At 41.8% G+C, this 23,031-nt stretch carries 20 protein-coding genes; 9 read left to right on the top strand and 11 right to left on the bottom strand.

Features of this window, described 5'->3' with window-relative positions:
- Window positions 1-29: 29 nt before the first annotated feature.
- The 9 genes from ACSNJE_RS09215 to ACSNJE_RS09175 form a co-directional block, all read right to left on the bottom strand.
- Window positions 30-2,585 (bottom strand): phage NrS-1 polymerase family protein, encoded by a 2,556-nt coding sequence (locus ACSNJE_RS09215; protein WP_028992626.1) that lies wholly within the window; start codon window positions 2,583-2,585, stop codon window positions 30-32.
- Window positions 2,582-3,007, bottom strand: a complete 426-nt coding sequence (locus tag ACSNJE_RS09210; RefSeq protein WP_028992625.1) for a DUF7768 domain-containing protein — start codon at window positions 3,005-3,007, stop codon at window positions 2,582-2,584. Before ACSNJE_RS09210 ends, ACSNJE_RS09215 begins: the two co-directional genes overlap by 4 nt.
- Window positions 3,008-3,022: 15 nt before the next feature.
- Entirely contained in the window at window positions 3,023-3,820 is a 798-nt protein-coding gene (locus tag ACSNJE_RS09205; protein ID WP_028992624.1) for a phage antirepressor, read from the bottom strand.
- A gap of 4 nt (window positions 3,821-3,824) precedes the next feature.
- Window positions 3,825-5,747 carry a bifunctional 3'-5' exonuclease/DNA polymerase gene (locus ACSNJE_RS09200; protein WP_028992623.1) on the bottom strand — a complete coding sequence of 641 codons (1,923 nt, stop codon included), beginning with the start codon at window positions 5,745-5,747 and terminating at the stop codon, window positions 3,825-3,827.
- 58 nt (window positions 5,748-5,805) lie between these two features.
- Window positions 5,806-6,558, bottom strand: coding sequence for a hypothetical protein (locus ACSNJE_RS09195; protein WP_028992622.1), 753 nt, complete (start codon window positions 6,556-6,558; stop codon window positions 5,806-5,808).
- 121 nt (window positions 6,559-6,679) lie between these two features.
- Window positions 6,680-7,096 carry a gp33 family protein gene (locus ACSNJE_RS09190; protein WP_028992621.1) on the bottom strand — a complete coding sequence of 139 codons (417 nt, stop codon included), beginning with the start codon at window positions 7,094-7,096 and terminating at the stop codon, window positions 6,680-6,682.
- The gene (locus ACSNJE_RS09185; protein WP_334292198.1) at window positions 7,086-8,366 is read right to left on the bottom strand and encodes a DEAD/DEAH box helicase; all 1,281 of its coding nucleotides are present in this window, start codon (window positions 8,364-8,366) and stop codon (window positions 7,086-7,088) included. The genes ACSNJE_RS09190 and ACSNJE_RS09185 overlap by 11 nt, the downstream gene beginning before the upstream one ends.
- A gap of 486 nt (window positions 8,367-8,852) precedes the next feature.
- Window positions 8,853-9,242, bottom strand: a complete 390-nt coding sequence (locus ACSNJE_RS09180) for an RNA polymerase sigma factor (protein WP_028992620.1) — start codon at window positions 9,240-9,242, stop codon at window positions 8,853-8,855.
- Between the two features lie 152 nt (window positions 9,243-9,394).
- Window positions 9,395-9,604: a hypothetical protein gene (locus ACSNJE_RS09175; protein WP_038002252.1), complete on the bottom strand. Its 210-nt coding sequence runs from the start codon at window positions 9,602-9,604 to the stop codon at window positions 9,395-9,397.
- 272 nt (window positions 9,605-9,876) lie between these two features.
- Between ACSNJE_RS09175 and ACSNJE_RS09170 the strand changes: the two genes are divergently transcribed.
- Genes ACSNJE_RS09170 through ACSNJE_RS09145 form a run of 6 tightly spaced genes read left to right on the top strand, consistent with a single transcriptional unit; the run spans window position 9,877 to window position 18,035 of the window.
- On the top strand, window positions 9,877-10,104 hold the full coding sequence (locus ACSNJE_RS09170; RefSeq protein ID WP_028306832.1) for a helix-turn-helix domain-containing protein: 228 nt from the start codon (window positions 9,877-9,879) through the stop codon (window positions 10,102-10,104).
- A gap of 16 nt (window positions 10,105-10,120) precedes the next feature.
- Window positions 10,121-11,359 carry an ABC-three component system protein gene (locus tag ACSNJE_RS09165; protein ID WP_028992619.1) on the top strand — a complete coding sequence of 413 codons (1,239 nt, stop codon included), beginning with the start codon at window positions 10,121-10,123 and terminating at the stop codon, window positions 11,357-11,359.
- Window positions 11,343-11,585 carry an ABC-three component system middle component 7 gene (locus ACSNJE_RS09160; RefSeq protein WP_014451309.1) on the top strand — a complete coding sequence of 81 codons (243 nt, stop codon included), beginning with the start codon at window positions 11,343-11,345 and terminating at the stop codon, window positions 11,583-11,585. Before ACSNJE_RS09165 ends, ACSNJE_RS09160 begins: the two co-directional genes overlap by 17 nt.
- Window positions 11,560-13,197, top strand: a complete 1,638-nt coding sequence (locus ACSNJE_RS09155; RefSeq protein WP_028306830.1) for a DUF2326 domain-containing protein — start codon at window positions 11,560-11,562, stop codon at window positions 13,195-13,197. Before ACSNJE_RS09160 ends, ACSNJE_RS09155 begins: the two co-directional genes overlap by 26 nt.
- Before the next feature lie 20 nt (window positions 13,198-13,217).
- A complete protein-coding gene (locus tag ACSNJE_RS09150) occupies window positions 13,218-15,527 on the top strand; it encodes a site-specific DNA-methyltransferase (protein ID WP_028992618.1) in 2,310 nt (769 codons plus the stop codon).
- Window positions 15,528-18,035 (top strand): DEAD/DEAH box helicase, encoded by a 2,508-nt coding sequence (locus tag ACSNJE_RS09145; RefSeq protein WP_004103232.1) that lies wholly within the window; start codon window positions 15,528-15,530, stop codon window positions 18,033-18,035.
- 209 nt (window positions 18,036-18,244) lie between these two features.
- On the opposite strand, the gene rlmD is transcribed toward ACSNJE_RS09145, so the two are convergent.
- On the bottom strand, window positions 18,245-19,612 hold the full coding sequence (gene rlmD / locus ACSNJE_RS09140; protein ID WP_495252562.1) for a 23S rRNA (uracil(1939)-C(5))-methyltransferase RlmD: 1,368 nt from the start codon (window positions 19,610-19,612) through the stop codon (window positions 18,245-18,247).
- A 157-nt stretch (window positions 19,613-19,769) separates the two neighbouring features.
- Here rlmD and ACSNJE_RS09135 point away from each other — a divergent pair, with 157 nt between their 5' ends.
- Complete coding sequence (locus tag ACSNJE_RS09135; RefSeq protein ID WP_052218887.1) at window positions 19,770-20,369, top strand: hypothetical protein; 600 nt, start codon at window positions 19,770-19,772, stop codon at window positions 20,367-20,369.
- A gap of 13 nt (window positions 20,370-20,382) precedes the next feature.
- Entirely contained in the window at window positions 20,383-21,468 is a 1,086-nt protein-coding gene (locus ACSNJE_RS09130) for a hypothetical protein (RefSeq protein ID WP_474774292.1), read from the top strand.
- Here the strand turns inward: ACSNJE_RS09130 and ACSNJE_RS09125 are convergent.
- Complete coding sequence (locus tag ACSNJE_RS09125; protein ID WP_474774293.1) at window positions 21,465-22,205, bottom strand: CPBP family intramembrane glutamic endopeptidase; 741 nt, start codon at window positions 22,203-22,205, stop codon at window positions 21,465-21,467. The genes ACSNJE_RS09130 and ACSNJE_RS09125 overlap by 4 nt on opposite strands.
- 173 nt (window positions 22,206-22,378) lie before the next feature.
- On the opposite strand from ACSNJE_RS09125, the gene ACSNJE_RS09120 reads away from it, so the two are divergent.
- Window positions 22,379-23,029, top strand: coding sequence for a DUF4912 domain-containing protein (locus ACSNJE_RS09120; RefSeq protein ID WP_052218890.1), 651 nt, complete (start codon window positions 22,379-22,381; stop codon window positions 23,027-23,029).
- Window positions 23,030-23,031: the final 2 nt, after the last annotated feature.

Raw genomic sequence — 23,031 nt, 5'->3', positions numbered from 1 at the left:
TTTTTGTTACCTTGTTACCTTTTTTGAGGTTAAAGAGGCTCAATATCTGTGATCTCAAAGCCGCTCACATCGCATCGCTCTTTCAATATCGAAAAATCAAGAGCCCACGCTTTCTTAGTTTCGTTCCCGAAACGCATCGTTTTATTGCTCTCCAGAAAAAAGTCACTTTGCCTCAATTGCTTCAGAAACTGGTTATACGGAAGACATTCACCTGTGATTGCATAATCGCGTCTGTACTTGGTATAGCGGTCATATACATCACAGAAACGAATCCCGATAACATTGCCTCCTTTATCAAAAGTGTAGTCTTGATTCGGAGCCAGTTTCATCCGGGCCATGATTTCCAGCGTCTGTTCTACAATAGTCTTGTTGTTGCTGCCGCCATCCAGCAAGTATTCCTGCACACCGTTTTGAAGATATCGAATACACGCCCCTTTGTTAATGGGAAACACTTCAGACCATGTAACATTAAGGAATTCACACAGTTTGTTTACTAGGCTCAATCCGGCATAGCAACAGGCGAGATTATTGACGATACGAGATGGAAACTCATCAGATATCTCTGACTTTGCTTCCTCATACCACTTCTCTGCCTCAGCAACCGATACTCTGAGTGCTATATCCAGCAGGCTCCGACCGAAGCTGCCAAGCAGATCCGCTTTTGCACACAGCTTATAAAATGCTTGTCTATGGCTGGCTGGTTTTAAGTCCTTCTTGCTGAATAGCAATTCTATGCTCCGTTCTCTGATGGCCGCTTCATCCGGCGATTCCTCACCAGCTACAATAATAGGCGCCAACAGTTCATAAGTAACAGCACTTTGATCCGCCCTACCGCGGACACCTTCATGGCCGTCATATGCATCTCGAAGATGGTTGTATAAGGCATTTAGCCTTAACTTATCTATCTTTGAAGGCTTGAACTCATCCATCAACTGTGGTATCAGATTCGATGATGCAGATTCCTTCATCAGTGTAAATGCAGTAACCTGTGTAGCCGCGCGGATTTTACTGCACGAAAATACCGGCAGAATAACCCGCTCCAATGTATTACTTTTTCCGCTGCCTTGTTCTCCGACAAGCAATAAATGAGGAAACTTGATACCTGATTTTTTTAGATGCGGTTTGATAAAGCACCCGGCCACCCAGGCCATTACTGATACCGTTTTTATGGGTTCGTTATAGCTGAGGAGCCATTCACCAAGCATAATAAGCTGTTTCTTTGTCAATGGCTCAAAGGTTAGGATATCGGTTGTTATGCTTTTATACTTATCAAGCTGCACGATATCTTCAACAATGTTGCCTCCTGCTTCAATGGCACCATCCGTTGAAACATATACCATCCGCCCGCCATGCTCATAAATCCCAAGAGCCTTGACCCCTGTTTTCCTTACCCACTCCATTTCAGATATATAACCTTTCAGCAGTTCCAAATCTCCTTCTGAGCCAAAATAGCCTAAGGATATTGTCCGGCGGTTCAAGATATTTTTAAATTTTTGGATGTTATTGAAGTCGGTAGTCATAAATGTCTGGCGGTATATTTCATCACGAATTGTAATAAGATCAGCAGTCATCTGCGTTTCATCTTCCGATACAATCATCTCCACCGGTTGAATGATAAAATTTGTTATAGGATACACACTTTCGCCTCTGGTGCGGTAATACCTGCCCTCATGTTCAAAGATAACTGACTCGCTTTCGCGGCTGTATACGTTCTCTGTAACTTCAATGGCCTTATCCAGTGTCTCCTGCCCATATGTTGCTCCACTTGCATGATGTACCGTATCCCACTTTTCCCGGAATAACCCGGAATTTCTAAACAGCCTGTCCATCTGCTCTTTGTTTTTGCCTGACCAGAAAGCTAGCATACAGCAAAGGGCAAGGTCGGCTTCGGACTGGCTCGGATACCCTGCTTCCTGCCATTTTCCTTCCCATAGCAGATTAAATTCCTTATGGTTTTCGGCTGTCCGGGCTTTCTCCAGAATTTCTTCGTCTGTAAGCGGCTCTAGCTTAACCACCTTACTGTCTTTCTTGCTTTTTCCTCTCCGCTTTTTACTTTTGATATAATTCTCATGTATCCAGGCCAGTGCCCCGTTATCTTCAGCAATGTAATCAGGAGTCCCTGGCAGTCGTTCGCCAGTCATTGTGAAGTATCTGCTGTGGGCATACATTTCAACGCCGGTTTTAGTGTTTTTATTGCCCTTGGCAGGCATCTCCCCTTTATAGAAAATATGAAGCCCAGTTCCTGAAGGGCTGATTTCCGTATAGGACGGAAACCGCTCAAGGATATCCTTAGCGGTATCGCTTAATTCCCCAGTGTTTTTGTCGCGGCAGTGATCTATGTCTATCCCCACTAAACCTCCGCTTTTTGCGAATACAAAACCCAATCCGGTATAGAGGTATTGTTCTTTTGCCGCAATCGCATCGTCAAGCGTCGACCAGTCGTTTGGGTTAGTGCTTGAGGCTTTTCTACCAGTTAAGGGATTATAAGGGATTTTACTGTCTCTTCCGTCCTTTGTGTTTGGTTCCAGACGCCAGCAGATCCATTGCTTCCGGTTTGCCAATTCTTTAGGGAATGAGATGCTCATTTACACCGCACCTCCTCGCATCGTTCATTAAAATACCGGATCGGAATGCTGCGCTGCTTTGCCTTTTCAATCTCAATGGACATCCCTTTAGTAATTTTTCTGCCAAATACCCACACTTCTGAGCACTTTGACATCAATACCATGCCAAAGAACAATCCCAGATTTCGCATTTGTTCATCATCGTCGTCCATAAACTGCGGAAACAAGAGGTGCGGAGCAATAGGTATGCAATTCCTGCTCACTGCAAAGCGGCAGTACCCCTGAGCCTTACGGATATTACGTTCTATATCACCAGCATATGGACTGCAGATAAATACCATCGGTCTGTAAGGCGCTTTCCTGGCCTCTCGCTCAATCCTAAGCAGTGCTTCATAAGGTGTGGGGTCGTAATATCCTTCCGCGTTAAACTTGCTGATACTCATGGTATTACCCCCTGCCTATGCGCTTTTTTGTTCACGTTCGATTACAGGCAATATACCTTTCTTGTTTTTAAGAAGGTCATAGATAAATAGCCTTCCTTTTTGTGTCCAATATGTGTGCATTACGCTTCTTTCTGCATCAATAACGTGGGTCTTGGACTGCGTGTATCCTTGATCGGCGTACTCCTGATATAAAAGCCAGCAGTTTCCCATTTTGTACTGTACTCCAAGCTCATGAAGCAGCTTATTGAAAGCGCGGCCAGACATTCCGTAATCCTTGGCAATCTTGCTGATCGGCACAAGGCTTTTATTTTGCAATATGAGATCATAATAGCTCGCCTTGGGCTTTAACTCGCTGATAATCTGTTTATTCTTTGCATTTTCTATTTCCAAAGCTTTCCGTCTGTCGCGTTCTGCCTTTAGTTCGGAGAAAATCCTGATACCATACTCTGGATTGGAAATCATCTCTTCGATAACTTTATCCGTAGCATAGACTCCATGTTTTCTTATCGTAGGCAGCACTTCATCAAAGACCCATCTCTCAAAGCGTTCGGCTGCAGGAAGTTGGGATTTAACTATCAGTCTGAACAAATCACCTTCAGGAATATAATTTATGTTTATGGTTTTTTCAGGATTTTGCGGATGAGGTACCTCACGTTTTGTTAGGTACTTACAATGATCTATTACTGCCTTGTGTGGGTTACTGTATCCCAGCATCCTTGCACAATCTGTTGCAGGGAAGTATTCCTTTCCATCAATAACGAGTACTTTAAGTTCGCCAAATTCTGTATTCTTAAAAACCTGTAAATTATTCATAACATCAATCCTCCATTTCTTTCATTTCTCCAAAATTTCTCCCTACCGAAGCCTCTGCCACAATAGGTACATCAAATTCAGGGAAGGGTTGTGTTTCCATACACTCTTTTATAAAAACAACTGCTTCGTCCGCCTTGTCTTCCGGTAATTCAAAAACCAGCTCGTCATGTATCTGCAGTATAGGTTTCAGCCAGAGCCTTTCGGGAAGTCCACTGATGATGCGCCCACAGGCAAGCTTTAGAATATCTGCCGCTGTACCTTGAATAGGTGTATTTAATGCGCACCGCTCGGCAAAGGACTTCTTGCCCCAATCTGATGACCGAATTCCCAGCAGGTATCTTCGCCTGCCCAGCCATGTTTCTGTATAGCAGCTTACAGCAGCTCGCTTTTTAACCTCATCCTGCCATTTGGCAAGATCGGGGTATCCGGATTTCAAGTTTTGAATGATGGTCTCACATTCGGACAAAGTTGGGTTCAGCCCAGCTTTAAATTTAAGTGTTCTCTGTAAGCCAGTAGGAAACAGGCCATAGAACACACCGAAATTGCAGTTCTTTGCAATGGTCCTGCGCTCTTTATAATGTGGAGCATTTTTGTCTGCTGCCTCCTCAAAAGGAATGCGGTAAATAACAGAAGTGGTCTGAGCATGGATATCACCGCCAGTACGATAGGTTTCCAGCATACGTTTGTCCCTGCAATAAAACGCTCCGACGCGCAGTTCTATCTGTGAAAAGTCAAGGGATAAAATAGCCTTTCCTTCCGGTGCAATGATAAATTTCCGTACGCCTATTGGGTCATTGTCTTTCTGCGGACAATTCTGCATATTCGGGTTTCTTGACGCAAATCTGCCTGTCTCTGTCCCCAATGGTATAAGGTCCGGATGAATCCTGCCGGTATCCTCATCAATAAATCGAAGATAACCGTCTATATAGGTGGATTTGAGTTTGCCCCATTTGCGGTACTCTTGCACCAGATCAAATAAGCGATCAAGTTCAGGCCTGTTGGATTCACACCATTCTTTTAATAGGATCATGGTTTCATCATCGGCAGCTTCCTGATGTTTTGCGGTCGTTTTCATTACCGGAAGACCGAGATCCACAAAAAGATATTTTTTAAATGCTGAAGTTGAAGCATTTGCCCCAATCTCTACATTGCCGATAATTCCGGCAATATCTTTTCTGATACTGACAATCTTTTCTGCGGCTTCCGCTTGTTTCTTCAGCATGGCTGACTTATCCACCAATATGCCGTTATACTTCATTATCCCGACATATACTGATGTAGGCGATTCTACCTCTTCCACAATAGTTCTGTGTTTGGGTAAAAATCTATCAAACCACTGATTGAAAACATGATACAAGCGAAGAGTATAGTCGCTGTCAGCACAAGCATAGCGGACAGTCTTCTCATCCTGAGGGTTCAATTCATCGAAAAACCGACCTTCAGTAACCGTTGAGAATTCTGTCATTTCTGCTTTGCAGAGTGCAGGCGCAAGCGTTTTAAGTCCGCTGTCAGCAAGACTTCTGAACTCCCACTTGCTTTTTAATGTAAGCTGTGATGCTGCAATCGTGTCATAGCAAGGCTTTTGAAGGACGATACCTCTTGCGTAAAGGAACATAGACTCAAAAGCCAGATTATGAGCAACTTTTATTACATCTTTTGATTCGAATAGTAATTTCAGATAATCCCATATTGCCGCCTGGTTCTCTGCATTTCGCCCGCTACGATGTTTAAGTGGAACATATATAGCAGTCCCTTCTGATACTGAAAAACTGATCCCTGTAATATCTGCTTTATGAGCATCCAGAGCTGCACTTTTATCGTTCCTCCATTTATCGCGGGGTGACGTTTCAAAGTCGAAAGCAAATAGGACAGTGTTTTTCAGATACTCCTGTATTTCAGCCAGCGTATAAACACATTTGTATCCCATGCGGTTCTCCTTTCCGCCCTATCGGAGATAGAAAGTTCCTCTCCGATAGGGCAATTGATCACTTAAGCGGCTCTGTAATTTCACCTGTTTCAGGGTCTACATTTATTACCTCTTCACCGGCAGGTTCAGTGTCATGGCCGACTCGGGTACTGAATGCTTTGACCTGCTCGGAAAGCTTGGATATCAACGCATATTCGTCAGCGGTCAGATCCCGATCTACAGCAAACTGAGCCTGTGAATAGGTGATACCGCTTGAATTGGTCGCCTTTTTCAATGAAAAGCGGGTAACTACGCTGTTCGATTTTTTACCTTTAGAAAGCAGCCTTTTGATGTAGCGGGAAAACTCTTTCAACGATCCTGTTGGCAATGAGAGTATCAACGGGAAAATCTCCCCTTCACGCAGTACATATATCCTGCGGCGGTTCTTGCAAGCTTTGCTGCCGTTTTCCCCCGAACCGAACTGATTATATGGGCATTTGGCACAGCTTCCTCCGGGGTCTCCTTCGCCGGTTATACCATCAAAGCTTCCGCAATCCGGTGGGTTACTGCCTCCGGTATACTTGTCCTTGTAGTATGCATAAAGTGGATGATGATAAAGAATTACCGCTGAGAATTCCTTGACAGTATCAGGTTCTCCGGGATTTTCCCCGGGCACTTCAAATACTGTGCTGCCTGCGGACGGGATTTTTATGCGTTCAAAAGTCATGTCAAGACCGTCAAGTTCTGATGCCATTGCCTCGTCAAGATTGAAATTAGCGAGCTGAAGAAAACCTGTATTTTCGTTAATAGTTACGAGTTCATTGTTTTTCATGCTTTTATACCTCCGTAATTATGAATTTGGAATGTAATCTATATCATTGTTCTTTGAAGCATTGTTCTTCGAACAGTTATTCCTTGAACATTGATATTGGAGCATTGCTTTCTGAAGCTATTTACCTTGCTGCTTTCCGCACAGTTACTGTTGTCTTTTCGAAGACATTCACAAGGCCTTTCAGCCAGTCCGGAAGCTCGTCCCCATTCTCCGCAATCTGTTCTTTAACAAATGCTGACAGGGAATTTGCATTTACTGTTTCATAGATGAGTTCTCCAAAGCCTTTACTGCGTAGTGCGTCAAACAGTTCCTCCTTCATGCCTGCGGCAGCACTGGCTCTTGTTGTCGTTGAAAGGCAGAACATTGTTCCTGCTCTTGTGAAGTTTTGCGTCTCACTGCTGATCATCAGCTCAGACAGACGGTATTCGACATCGTCAATCTCCGCATTTATGCTTTTCATTTCCTCTTCCGCGGCCTTTTTTGCATCGCGAAGCTCCTTAAGACGATCAGCAAGTTCAAACATCGCATTATTGCTCACAGCTTTCACCTCCCTCTGGGGCAAAAGGATTTGCTCCTTTGCGGTAGTCGTCTATCAGCATTTTTGCAAGATCTGCCTTATTGCGCAGAGCAGTCAGGATTTTTGAGTCTACAGTACCCTTGGCGATAAGGTAGATATATGTGCAACCGTTCTTTTGTCCAACTCTATGGATACGGGCTTTTGTCTGTTCGAAATTCGACATGGAATAATCAAGTGAGTAAAATACCATTGTGCTTGCAGCGGTTAGTGTAATACCGAGGCCAGCAGTTGCAATCTGGCCTACGAACACCATGCAGTCGGGATCACATTGAAACCGGTTTACTTGCCCTTGGCGATCCTTAGTTGCACCATAAATACACGCATAACCGATGTTCTTCTTCTCCAGCAACCTGCATATGGCATGAATTTCAGGGATAAACCTTGCTATAACAACCAGCTTATGTCCTTCTTGAATACTGCTTTCAAGGATATCTTCAAGAGCTTTCAACTTGGCATCGCTGACTTGCTCGATTTTCCCACCGTCATCGCTTCCGATGAAGCCGCCGGTTAATTGCGAAAGACGAAGCAAGCGTATCAGTATGTTTGTAGCTGTTACTTCTCCTGCTGACAGCTCAGTATAGCTTTGTTTGACAAGCTCTTTATATTTCTTTAAAGTGACAGGCTCAAGCTCAATGTGGCGAATAATATCGGTGGTTTCCGGCAAATCCAGGCACTCCGCTTTGGTCGCCCGGAAGGCGATGCTGTGGATCCTTTTCATTAAATCCTGTTCCATTGATTTTTTCAGCACTGGTGTATGGTTGCCATAGCCGACCATGTTGAAATAACGGTTTCTGAAGGCATAGAAGCTGTTGCCAAAGATGCGTGGATCGAGAAACTTATATTGGCTGAATACATCTATGGCTTTGTTGGTTATAACCGTTCCTGTTAGCAAGAGCCGATACCGGGCAAGCAAGCCCAACCGGTGCATTGCCTTTGAAACTGAAGTGTTATGAGTTTTAATTTTATGTCCTTCATCAGCAATGATAAGGTCAGGATGCCAATTAGCCAGTTCCTTTTCCATTCTCCATGCTGATTCATAGTTGACTACCACTACATGGACACCTTCGCCAGTTAAAAATCTTAGTTGTTGGATTTTCTTTTGAATCGTGCCATTAAGGACTATAAGCTGATATGGGAAATCTGCGAACCGTTTAAACTCGTCTTCCCACACTCCCAGAATGGAAAGTGGCGCAACAATCAGCACACGTTTTATTCTTCCTGCAGCAAGCAATGCTCCTATAATGGCGATTGAGACAAGAGTTTTCCCGGTGCTTTTCAGCCCATTTCCATCAGGAGCGCTGCACCCCATCCGGAAATGGCAGAAACACCACCACCCTTCAAAAGCCCAAATAGACTGCAGATGAAATTGAAAGCACGAATCTGATGCTTATATGGTCTGCCCTTTATGGGCATTGGAATAATTTCTTCGCGTTTAGAATGCATCAAGATCATCTACCTCCGAAACTTCGCGGATATCGACAGACTTTACACTGTTACCAGGAACAATAATCGTTACTCTCTGTTTTCTCCCCAGCAGATATTGCAAAAACCTTTCTCGTAGAGTGACATTGCGACATTTCACAATACCTAAATCTCTGTCATTATCCGAGATATTGATTTTGAGTTTGTGTTTCATATGCTCTTTTCACCTCATCTTTCTTAGGACTGATGTTTTGGCCCTCACTGTTAGGCCACGAAAACAGTAAAAGTAAACCCCCTAACTCAAAATTTTTTTTAGTTTTTCATGGATCTTTTTCATGCGGTTTGTAATAGCCATCTTACTGACCCCTTCTTCTCGTGCTATTGAAGCAAGGGATTCATTATTGAAGTACACCCTTCGTACCAGTTCTTTTTGCTGTGGGAGAAGACTATCGATGGCTTTTAGCAATGTCTCATTTTCTTGAGTTCTTATGTACTCTGCGGCAATGTTGGTATTGCTTGCGAAAATCTCTCCCTCATATTTCATTGCATCAAGTGATGTATGTCGGCGAGTCTCTTTATGGTTAATGTTGTATTCCTGACGGTCAAGTTCGACCAGAATTTCTCCCCACTCTTCAGATACTTCAATTTCAATGGTTTCAGTGTTGAAGTGATATTTGATTTTCATTTTTCTCAGCTCCTTGAATTTCAGATTTTTGAAATCCGCAGGAGCCGAAAATCCGTAGAACAAAAAATGACGGCCGGGATAATTCTCTGGTATGAGAATTAATCCTGGCCGTCATGCAGCTCCGCGGATTTTCTATTTAGTTGATTAACGTCTTATGCTGCGCAGACATAGCTTTCTACATGAAAAGCAGCATCATTTATTCGTTTGATTATTGTGACAACCCCATCACGTTCAATCTTCAATGTTCCTCCGATAGGTATCTGTGTGCTGGTTTTACATCGTTTATATGCAACTTCTACAAGACCTGTGGCTGCGTCAGCTTTACAGACTAAGCGACCATTGAAATCGCGAATATCTTTCATGAGTTACCCTCCTTTTTCTTAAATTACAGCTTTGTTCCGCCGTCTATCTAAATTTTATTAATTCGAGCACCTGAAGTCCTCGGCTATGACTCCGCTGTTACTCCGCTGAAACTCCGCAAATCTCCATTTATTTTTGGAACAAAACTAACATAAGCGTTTGTAAAGCCGAAGTTTGTATATATAAATAACTAATTGTAATTTGTATAGTTAATTGCTATAATAATAAATAACCTGTTGGGAATACCATCCAATAGTGCTTGGAGGCGATTAAAATGGCATTTAGTTATAATAAACTTTGGAAACTATTAATTGATAAAAAGATGATGAAAAAAGATCTGATGGCGATGACGAATTTAACATCGACAACAATAGCGAAGTTGAGTAAAGATTTGCCGGTAAGCATGGATGTGTTAGGAAGAATCTGTAAAGCTCTTGATGTCAACATAGGCGATATTGTCGACTATGTTGACGACGATATTCCAACCAATAAAACAAAATAACAGGAGGGCGCAATACATGAAGAAGCTATGTTTTGGCACTTTTGCAACAATTTTAAAGATTTGCATGGCAAAAAGAGTAACACAAAAGCAATTGTGCGGTACCATGCTGCTTTCTATTGCGCCTACTTATGATATTCGCAGCGATGATGGCACCGTTTCAGATTTGATATTAGGTAAAAAAAATCTTTCACCTGTTGTAACCGATGCTGCTCCGGATGTAGATGCTCGTGATATTTCGGTTTTCTTTAAGGAGAAAGTCCTCCCCATGTTGGATAGTAATAAAAATAGCCTAATAGTTCTTGCATTGAAGGACATCATTGCTTCTGATGACACAATCGAACCTGAAACAATTGTTGAGAAAGTAAATAACATGACAAAGGAGGATATTGTTACCTGTAATTCATTTGTTCTGGAAGACTTTCTTGCCGGAATATTTCTTTATACAGTACTTAATGTCGAAAACAGGAATTGTGAAAATAGTGTAAGAGAGATAACCGATGAGTACATACAATCCTTTGAAACTCAAAAGAAAAGCATTAAATTTATTACAACTTACAATAATTTTTCTATGGAAGCCGCTAATGAAGTTGCGATCGATGCTCGAGCTTTGGTGCTACTAGCTGAAACGGGCGGCAGATGCCAAAAGTGCGGTAGAATTCTTGGTATAAAAAAAGAAGGCAACGATATTAACTACGCTAAGATCGTTCGCCTTTCAGAAACTGACGATATTATTCTATGTGTTGACTGTGAACGCGAAATTCGAAATTTATCTGAAGAAGATAAATTGGCTTTATTATCCGACAAGCATGACTTAGAAATACTTGTTAAGGCAAGAGATGCTACATCAAGACATGAAATAGAAAAGCAAATTGAACAAGTACTTCGAGAAGTTGATCTAATGGATGTTACAGCCGATACACAACTCAAAATGGAACCTATTAAGGTTGAAAATAAAATTACTGAAAAACGCCTGAAAGAAAGAGTGCTTTTTGATGTTAGACGGTTTTATGAAGGAGTAAATGATACATTAGATCGGTTAGCCGGAGAAAATAAATTAAATGTGGATAGATTTGCTAAAAGTATTAAACGGATGTATGAAGATGCTAGTGAATCACAGATTTCACAAAGTGCTATTTACAACCTCCTTGTTGAGACATTATTTGAAAAGACCGGTCGTAAATACAGAGAGGCTTGTGAGATAATAATCTCCTACTTCGTGCAAAGGTGTGAGGTGTTCGATGAGATTACCAAATAAAGTAACATCATATTCAAACAGTATTATTGCGCTTTTTCCAGGTATTTTAGAAGCATTGTCACAGCAAGATATGTCCCCAAAAGAATTATTTGAACGAACCATGCCACGCCAAAAAAACATGGCTGATTTTCTAAGTGCTTTAGACTGCTTGTTTGCATTAGGCAGAATTAAACTAATTGAGGAAAAGAGGGTACTGCGCTATGTTAAAAGAGATACGATGCGATAAATTTGCTCCAAATCATCAAGTGATAAAACTTAATGAAGGATTAAACACGGTTTTGGGCAGTTCCAGCGGTACTAATGCAATAGGAAAATCAACATTTCTGTGGGTTATAGATTATGCATTCGGCGGTGACAGATACTACTCCATGTCGGATGATATAAAAAAGGAAATAGGCCCACATACCATCCATTTCACTTACGAGTTTGAAGGACAACCGTACTATTTTTATAGAAGTACTGAAGATACTAAAAATGTATATCGAAGTGATAAGGACGGACATTTTATTACAAAATTGACACTTGATGAATTTCGTAGCTTTCTATTTCAAGAATATAAAGTTGGTATCCCCTCTCTTACATTTTCAGATATAACTGAGCGTTTTTTCCGCATTTATGGGCGCGAAAATACGCTTGAAAAGTATCCATTACTTGTAAAACCTCGTGAACAAGATGAAAAGGCAGTCGATTTTTTATTAAAACTTTTTGGGCATTATGAAATTCTATCTGCGATTAAGAGCATGGAAGAAGAACTTGGGATTAAATTTTCGCAGCTCAAATACCGCCAACATCAGAGAGTGGATATAGAAAAAATCGAAACCAATCAAAAAATGATCGAGTCTTTAAAGAAAAGGCTTCAAAAATTAATGAAAAACAACGAAGAAGCGCAATTAGCAGTTTTTGGGTTTGATACACATACATTCGAACAAATAACTGCAATTCAAAAAGAATTGAATAGTTTTATTCGCAAACGTAATCGCTTGCAATCGCAGCTTAATGCTATTACGAGCAATATAGCTGATAGTAAGGCCGAAATCGCAAGTGAATTTGATTCATTGTTACACTTTTTCCCAAATGCTAATATAGCAGCATTTGAAAAGATTGAATATTTTCATGAGAAAATTAGAGAAATTTTAGGCGAAGAGATGAATCAGGAAATTGAGCGTTTGCAGCAAATAATTGATCAATATGATAAAGAAATAAATCGCCTTAATAGAAAAATTAAAGAAACTGGCTTAGCTAAGGAAATGTCAGAGAGAATACTATCACAGTGTGTTAATGTGTCTAAAACAATTGATAGACTTGAAGAAGAAACGGCGGATTTAATTCGTCAGAAAGAGCTTCAAGAAGCTCGCATTGAAGCGGAGAGGAAATTAAAAGATTTGCTGCTGCAACAAACCGAAATAATACATGAAATACAAGATAACATTAACCTACGAATGAAAATGATTAACGACGTAGTAACTGAACAGCAGGAAATCGCCCCACTTTTGCAGATAACTCCTCAAAAGGAAATTATATTTGAAACACCCGGAAACACAAGTGAGGGAACCGCTTTCAAGAGCCTAGTTATATACGATTTAACTATACTTGAACTACGTCCAATCCCTGCACTTATCCACGACTCCAATATCCTTAAACGTATTGAGGATATACACTTAGAACATATATTGGAACGTTATCAATCCAGTAATCGCCAGGTTTTCATTGCGTTTGATAAAGCTGATTCTACAACTGAGAAAGCGCACAAGATTTTAGAAGAAACAGCAATCTTGCGATTATCAGATGGTAATGAACTATTTGGTCGTTCGTGGAGTAAATACGAATCGAATGATTAAATATTAGGAGGATGAAAAATATGGCTGCAATCAATGATTTACTGCGTCAAATTCCTGACACTTCTTTGCGTGATCGATTAGAACAGGAATTTGCCCGCTTATCAAAAAATAAAAAATTTGGTCTTGTATTTGAAGAGCACATTCCTGAATGTACTCCTCTTTATGATGTTCCTGTAAAACGTGGCTCGACGGTTGCACTCAAAACAGGTCATATTAACGATTTGTATACGGTGTTAAAAATAGAAGAGGATATTGCCCTTTGCCGCAACAAAACAACAGGTGATACTAGAAATATCCCAGTTTCGGAGTTGGTTTCAGTTGCTCAATTTGGAGAACCTATTTTCCCCATGCTTCAGCCAATTGCTGCTGTAGAGAATGCACCTGACAGTAATTTATGGCACACTATTATTGAAGCAGATAATTACCACGCTCTCCAGTTATTAGAATATTTATATCCAAAGAAAGTAGACTGCATTTATATAGATCCACCATACAATACCGGTGCTCGGGATTGGAAATATAATAATGATTATGTTGATTCCACTGATAATTGGCGTCATAGTAAATGGCTATCCATGATGCAGAAACGTTTAAAGATAGCAAAAAGAATACTTGCTGATGATGGTGTTTTGATTACTACAATAGATGACAATGAATATGCTCATCTATGGATTCTCCTTCACGAAATTTTTCCAAACCTAACTCATACCTGCATAACCATTCAGCATAATCCCGGCGGAACTCAGGGCAAAAAATTTTCTGTGACTCATGAATATGCAATATTTTCATATTCATCAGAAAGTACTATTTTTCGCAAGCAACATACTGGTGGAGATGTATATAATTTAAGACGTTGGGGAAGCACTTCAGGTCGCTACGAAGGTGCAACATGTTTTTATCCAGTAATTCTAGACTCTAACTATAACATCATCGGTTTTGGTGATTTACTCGATGAAGAGTTACACCCTACAGCTCAAGTAGAATATAATGCAGATGGTACAATTTATGTTTGGCCAATTGATAAGAATGGCATTGAAAAGAAATGGCGATATGGACGTGATACCGTAGAATCAGTAAAAGATAGAATGTTTATTGAAAAAAAAGGAAATCGAATAGAAATTATTTTACGTAGAGAAAGCGAACCTCCAAAAACGGTTTGGACTGATCCTTTATATAATGCAGAAGCCCATGGTACAGATATGCTTAAAACCATAATTGGTGGCGGTTTTTCTTACCCAAAATCACTCTATGCTGTCCATGATGCATTGTTATTCGCTGTATCAGGAAAGAAAAATGCTTTAATTGTCGACTTTTTTGCTGGTAGTGGAACAACGCTCCATGCGGTAAATTTACTAAACGTAGAGGATAATGGTAACCGTCGTTGTATTTTAGTAACAAATAACGAAGTATCAGACGCAGAATCAAAAGCTTTACGCGAACAAGGATATCAACCTGGCGACCCAGAATGGGAAAAACATGGTATATGTCGCTCGGTTACTTGGCCTAGGATAAAATATAGTATCCTTGGAAAACGTGATGATGGCACTATCCTATCAGGAGAGTATTACACAAACCAAACAGTATCAAAAGAGGTAGAGCGTTCATTCTATCAGCTTGGCTTTATTGATAATCCTACGGAACTAACAACTAATGCAAAAAAGCAGCTTGTTTCTTTGCTACGCGGTAAGGATGGAAAGTCGCAATTACCACAATCATTAGTCAAAGCAGATAGTAAATTTATTGTTTCGGATAAACATTCGGCGACTATCTTGTTTGATGTAAATGCTGTTAATGAATGGCTGGAAGCTTTAGAAGATCAAGACCACATCACAGACTTTTATATAGTGGTAAAATCTGCTGCCACTTTCAAGGAAATTAAAGCACAGGTATCAAACTTGCTCGGTCCAATGAATGTAACATTGCAAGTTAAACGTCCCATGAGCGATGGTTTTCCTGCAAATGTTGAGTATTTTAAACTAGGTTTTTTAGATAAAAACAGCGTATCACTAGGTCAACAATTCCGCGAAATATTACCATTGCTTTGGCTAAAATCCGGTGCTATCGGCCGGAGGCCAGAAATAAACAGCGATGAAGAACCAGATATGTTAATTCTTCCTCAAAACGGCTTTGCAGTTCTGGTTGATGAAGCAAAATATGCCGAGTTTGCAAAAAAGATTTCAGAAGTAAATAATATTAAAGTGGTATATTTTGTAACAAACTCGGAGGAAGCTTTCCGCGAAATGACTGATGGCATAAAAATAAAAAATACATACCAACTATACCGAGATTACATTGATAACTTTGTGTTGGGAAGTAGGAGGGATTCATAAATGAGAGTTACTTTATTTCCATTTCAGGAAACGGCTCTTGCAGAATTGCATGAGAAAATTAATAAAGCTCATTTAATGTGGAGCGAAAAAGACCCTCAGGTAATATCGTTTTCCGCACCTACGGGTTCTGGAAAAACTATAATTATGACTGCACTTTTTGAAGAAATCCTATATGGAGGTTCAGATAATATCGGCGATCCGAATTCAGTGTTTGTTTGGCTTTCCGATTCGCCGGAACTTAACGAGCAAACGCGATTAAAAATTGAAAGCAAATCAGACAAAATTCGTGTACGGGACTTAGTAACTGTAGATTCAAACTTTGATGCCGAGTATTTGGAGGGTGGACGTATTTATTTTATTAACACACAAAAACTCGGTTCTGACAAGTTATTAACAACTAAGTCCGATACAAGGCAATATACAATTTGGGAAACACTCACAAATACAGCTAAACGCATTCCCAAACAGTTCTATGTGGTCATTGATGAAGCACATAGAGGGACTTATACATCTGCTCAAGCAGAAAATAAAGCACAATCCATCATGCAAAAATTCATCAAAGGTAGCGAAGAAGACGGACTTTGTATTATGCCTTTAGTTATCGGCGTGACCGCAACACCCCAGAGATTTGATAACTTAATTGCTGGGACTACTTCGACAGTACAAAAAGTTATTGTTCCACCTGAACAAGTACGTGAATCGGGGCTTTTAAAGGACAGAATCATTATTCATTACCCAGATATCCAACTTGGTGCCGATATGACAATGTTCAAAGGTGCAGTCGAAAATTGGCTTAATAAATGTGCTCACTGGAAAGCTTACTGTGAACGTGAAAATGAGAAAATGGTAAACCCTATCCTTGTCGTCCAAGTCGAAGATGGTAATGAACGAGAAATAACCCGTACCGATTTAGGGATTTGTATCGATTTGCTGGAAGAGGCAATGGTACGCAAGTTATTGCCCGGTGAAGTGGTACATACCTTTAATGATTATGGTACGATCAAAGTGCGTGACGTTGAAATTCATCAAATTGAAGCTTCTAGAATCGAAGACGAAGAAAATGTGAAGGTTGTGTTCTTCAAAATGAACCTTTCCACAGGTTGGGACTGTCCTCGTGCTGAAACAATGATGTCATTTCGTAGCGCGCAGGACTATACCTACATAGCACAGCTTTTGGGGCGTATGATTCGCACTCCTTTGGCAAGAAGAATTGCCTCCGATGCTGAACTTAATAATGTAAGTCTGTTTCTTCCATACTTTGATAAAGATACAGTAAAAAATGTTGTTAATGCTCTACATGATAGTGAATCGGTTATGCCCACTGAAACTGGTACAAATAAAGAGCTTATAACACTCGGGCGCAACCTCGCTTATTCTGATGTGTTTGATTCAATGGATAAGCTCATTACATACCGCCTGGATTCATCCCGCAAGCAAGCACCGCTTAAGTTATTAATACAGCTTTCTAGAGCATTAACAATGGATGGTATTGATTTGGAAGCACAAAAAGCCGTTAAAAATGCAGTTTTATCAAAAATGGACGAAGAAATTGCTCGCATAAAAGAAAGTGGTGACTTTGATGGTCGAGTTGCTTCAATCACTGGATTTGCTCTTAATACGCTAACATTTGACTATGGAGAAAATGCTTATTCATTTGATGAAGCTACACAAACCATGACTGTTACCGAATTTGACATTTCTCGACATTTTGAACAAGCTGGAAGGATATTGGGAGAAGGCTTACATAAGGAGTATTGGATTCGCCACAGTACCCGAGACCATATTGAAGTAAAGATTGAAGTCATTGTGCTTACAAGTGATACTGCTGCTATGGAGCGAATAAACGCCTTTGCAGAAGAGAAATTTATTAGTCTATATGAGAATAATAAACGCTCTATTGCAAGATTAAATGAGGCTCGAAAAAACATCTATGAAAGATTAATAAATGCTTCCGCTCAACCAATAGCTATTCCTTGGGTATTGCCAGATTCAATCGATTTTTCAGTTTCAGATAACAGTATAAAAATTGATCGACACCTCTATTGTTCTGAGGATGGAACATTCCAAGCATCACTAAACCCATGGGAAAAGGGAGTTATTGAAGAAGAACTAAAAAACGGTGCCGTTTGCTGGTTACGTAATCTTGATCGTAAAAAGTGGTCACTTGAAATCCCATATGAGGTCGGCGGTGTTATCACTTCTATGTTTCCTGATTTAGTGGTAGTGAGAGCTGATGTACAAGGTTACATTTTTGATATTCTAGAACCACACGACCCCAGCCGTAAGGACAATTATCCCAAGGCAGTTGGCCTAGCAAAATTCGCAGAGAAACATTGGGATAAATTTGGAAGAATTCAACTTATCCGGCAAAAGAAAGGATTAGACGGTCGTGAACATTTCTATAGACTTGATATGGCAAAAGTAGCTGTTAGAAATAAAGTTCGTGGCATTACATCAAACGAGGAACTTGATAGAATTTTTGATACGGATGCTGAGCGAGAAGATTAAATTATACATCCATCCTGCACCCTCAACCCCCTGTAAAAAAGGGGGTTATCTAATCTGGTAACTCAACTATTAATTTTCTGGACGGTTGATATGTTCCCTCAAGCAACCAAAATAAGGGTTTCCTGACATTGCCACATCCGGCAGATCGGCCTCGGGAAAAACTAAATGTCTGGAAACCCTTTATTTACAAGCTTTTCTGTTCTTTATTTCTAAACCCTTGACATCAATGTGACGCACTCAACATGATGCGTCTGCGGAAACATGTCCACGGGCTGGATTTCCCGGACACCGTAACCGCGGTGGCGAAGGAAATGCAAATCCCGCGCCATACTTGCCGGGTCGCAGGATACGTAAACAATCCGCTCCGGCCCGATGTCACAGATAGCCTGCAAAGCCCTCTTATCCACGCCCTTCCGCGGCGGGTCCACCACCACCACATCAGCTTTCACCCCTTGCGCCGCCAGTTTGGGGAGCCTGTCCTCCGCCCGGCCCACAATGAACTCCGCGTTGCCAATCCCGTTAATCCTGGCGTTGGCCGCCGCATCGGCCACTGCCGCTTCATGCACCTCCAGGCCGATCACCTTTTCCGTAAACTGAGCCAGATACAGGGCTATGGTCCCGATTCCGCAGTAAAGGTCCAACACCGTTTCTTTCCCTGTTCCCACGGCATACTGCCGCACTTTTTGGTAAAGGATTTCCGTCTGCACAGGGTTCACCTGAAAAAAGGACGTAGGCGAAATAACAAAGGTCAGCCCGCAAAGCTTGTCCTCAATAGTCTCCCGCCCGGCCAAAACAACATTGCAGTTCCCGAAAATATTGCGTCCCGGCCCGTCATTGATATTCCTCACCACGGAAACGACCGACGGGTTCCTGTGCAGGTCTCTGGCCATAGCATGTAAATTTATACATTTTTCAGAAGTGGTTACCAAGACAATCATCACTTTATTATGGGCCCAACTGCGGCGGATCACCACATGCCGCAATATTCCCCGGTGCGTTTTCCAGTCGTAGGCCGGCACTTTATATTTGTTCAGCAGCATTTCCACCACCGCCGCAAACTCGCTGATTTGTCTGTGCAGCAACATACAATCGTAAGCCGCCACTACCTGGTGGGTTTCTTCCGCAAAAAAACCCAGCCTGATACGTCCATTGTCATCGGCCACCTGAAACGCGGCTTTATTTCTATAACGCCAAGGCATCTCCATGCCAATGGGAAAATGCACCGGAACATCCCCCAGCTTACCTATCCGTTGCACAGCATCGGCTACCACCTTTTGTTTAAAGGCCAACTGGGCGCTGTAGGAAATATGCTGCAGGTGAGACCCCCCGCATTTGAAAAAATCGGGACAGGCCGGCTCCTGGCGTATTTCCGCACGATCCAAAACCTTGTCCAGTTTGGCTATGGCAAACCCTTTCCTGATTTGTTCTACCCGGCACAGAACCCTTTCCCCGGGAACGGCATAAGGCACAAACACTGTAAAACCGGCATACCGCCCGATTCCTTCCCCGGCATGGCTAAAACCCGTAATTTCCAGTTCCAGAACCTGGCCTTCCTGCACAGGAGCTGCGCGTTTCATTCTCAAAAAGTCACCTCTCTTGTCGTGTACAGTCATGAACCCGCCTGATTCCTTTTGTTTTCAAACTCGTATAAAAATATAAAGACTGCCTTTTCTTAAGTGGTTTCTGAATTAGCGGTCAACCTAAAGGGGATAATACCACCTGTAGGAGGTAAATATGCAAACCCTTGCGGATTTCATTCAGGAAATTCGGCAGCACCTTGCGACTGGGAAACTCAAGGCGCAAAACAACAATTATCTGGATTTAGCTACCATTAGCATTACCGACCGGCTCCCGGAAATCCAACTGTCAGGATACCCCGCCGGCAACCCATTTTTACCGGTTTTTGAAATAATCCTGGAGCAAATCAGAGAAGGTCGGCTTGACCGCATCCAGGTCGGTTTAAATGAGCTTTTGAAAAGTTGCCTGGCAAACCTGGATAATGATGGGCTCACCTGCCGGGAAGCTATGTACAGGGTCCGACTCATTTTTGAACGGTGCCTGCAGCCCGATTTTCCATATATACAGCATATCTGGGAATACATTAACATTATCTTGCAAAACTTCTGCCTGTATTTGCTGCGTCGACAAAAATACAATGACGCCCGGACAGCCCTGGACACACTGGCTCAACTGGGGCGAATGGCAGTCCAAAAAGCGCTTCCCACAGCAACAACTCAGTCAGCATTGCGTTTGATAGAAATTCAGGCGCGGGATTTTGGCAATGACTGTCTGGCTGCACAGGCAAAAAACTACCGTTTCAACCTGGAACTGTAAACTGGAGGAAAATATGTTTGATTTTCAGTCCTATATTCGGGTACTCTTATCCGTAAGTTCCGGGCTACTTACCCTATTAGGTTCCGTAGGTATTTTTGTTTCGCTGACCGTACAAAGGAGAATAGAGCGCCTACAGGACACCCTGGAACAATTTATGGACTTATCTTACCATAATTCGGCCAATCTGACCGGACAAATGTTCAGGCTTATTGAAAAATACCAAATGCATTACCTTTTGCCCGACAGCCCCAGCCGAAAGATTCTGTACTACATTAACCTGACAATTTTTGTGGTCGTATTTGTCTGGTTCAGTCTGCTGATAATTGATTTTGAACCGCCCTGGAAATGGGAGGCGCTACTCTACTTGATCCCAATCAGCACAGGGCTGAGTATACTTTTTTTCTACAGGTACCTTTTAAAAAATGCTATTAATCCTATAGATAACGGCCTGTTTACCCCGTTAATACCTCCGCCAACCAAGCTGCGCAGTGTTTCGTTTTTATCGAAATATGTAAATGTTTCTGTCAAAACCATATTAAAACACGCCCGGTTAAGGTTGGTGGTAAAAAAGAGGGACAACGCCACGCTGGTTGTTTTAAAAGAAGAATTATCCTTTGACGACTATTTTTATTATATCGAACTAAAAAACGACAAAAAAGCCCTCTTTGCAGGTTTCGGCGAACTGCGCCTCATTTTTCCCAATGAACCCATTACGGGCAAACCGGTACCGGTACTGAGAAACATAAATATTCCTCTAGGCTTTTTGGCCCTTGAAGAAATAGAAGAGGAAAAAATAGATACCAAACTTTTAATTTTTCCCCGTGGGGAAAAACACCCGGTCGAATACCTCTTTAATTTACGCAAACAAACAGACGGCATGACTATGGTCGGCGAACCGGTGATCAGTATAAACTACATGATTTTATATCATATTAACGGTTCCGTTTTTGAACTGCTGGAAAACAACACCGACGAAAAACTATTCGACACGATGGCCAAGTATTTTGTCCTGGACCGGAAACGCCGCTGGATTTCCCAGTTTGACCACGTCAATGAAAACAATATTCAGGAGTGCCTGGTGGACCCTTACGTGGATTAGGGTGCCAACCGCGAACCGGTAGCCATTAAAAGCAGCATAACAGTATTCCAGGTGGAATGAGCAAAAATCGAAGCCCACAAGGATTTGGTCCGTTCAAAGAGGTAGGCCAGGCCAATACCACCCACGGCAATAGGGATAAACCTGAACAGGTCCCGGTGCATCAAAGAAAAAATTAATCCCGATATAACCATGCCGGGCAGCCGGCCAAACCTGTCCCGAAATACAGGGTAAACCATGCCGCGAAAATAGATTTCCTCGCTCAAAGGGGCCATAACCGACCCAAGGAAAAATGCCAGCAACCGGGACCATTTTCCGTCCATCGCCAGCAAATAAGTGGCAACATCCTGAGGCGGCGGAGTAGTTTTGGTAATGATAACCATGATAACGCCAAGAAGAAGGATGAGAAATACCAGCACAAAACCGCCCCCAACGCCTATAAACAGGGTTTGTAAAAAGTTATGTGTAGTTAATCCTATTTCTGCCAGGGTTGCTTTGCGGAACCAAAAAATAATCCCTGTTACAACGAGGATGTAGAAAGCTTGCGACATGGCGCTAAAAAAGAACAAAGTCAGCTTGGGCTCCATGCCCAAAAAACGAAGACTGCCGAAAATTCTTCTGATGTTGTCGGCATAAGCCCTGGTAATCCCCATCAGGATTAGCAAAAAAACAAAAACCAGAATAATGTCCACAAAGGACCACTTTATTTTTTTATCATCCAGGAAACTTTCCTTCTGCATTAATACCACCCCCAATCATTACCGGTGAGTCGGTGGCCTTGTTACTTTACGGTCTTTTGTTATGTTACGGTCTTTTCGGTCTTCTTATTATTAGGTAAAACCTCTGCAAATAAACATCAGGTTTCTGGACATAATAAATTAAGCAGTGTTATTTAATACAAAGGAGGAGGGGCATGGATACCGTAGACATCCTCGTCATCGTTTCGCTTTTTTTGCTGATCATTGCCGGGATACTCTTATATTCTACCAAAAAAACTCCTATAAAAAAATTAAATATTAACCAATCCCTCCCTTCCGGCACAGAATTCAGTCAGGAACTGGCGCCACAACCCTCTTCAAAGGCTGTGTCAGAATTTATTCCCGAACTTCCGGCAAGTTACGGGGAAAGCCGTTTAACAGCTTTGGTAAGAGACCCTTATTGGGTTTATTTATACTGGGAAATTACGGAAAACCTAAAAAGAAGGTTTCAGGAACAATACGGAAACTGGGCCGATTCAACGCCTTTTTTCATCGTTTACAATGCGGCTGACCCGCGCAGTTTAGTCCGGCTTTTTACAACACAAATCAACGATTCGACAAATAACTGGTACTTAAGGGTTCCGGAAAACACCTGCCTGCTTATTGACCTTGTTCGCATATACCCTGACGGTAGGGTGGTCACCGTATTGCGTTCTAATATCGTAACCACGCCAAGGGCATTTATGTCAGACCGGATTGATGAAGAATGGATGCTGGTTGACGACAAACAGAAAAAACTGTACAGGCGAATAGGTATAGGCCACGGCCCCAGTTCCCCGGACTTTTATAATCCCTTAAGAGAATAACC

Source organism: Thermincola sp. GK-1 (assembly GCF_059412445.1).
The sequence above is the reverse complement of the archived record's forward strand: the minus strand, read 5'-3'. Positions and strand labels throughout refer to the sequence as shown.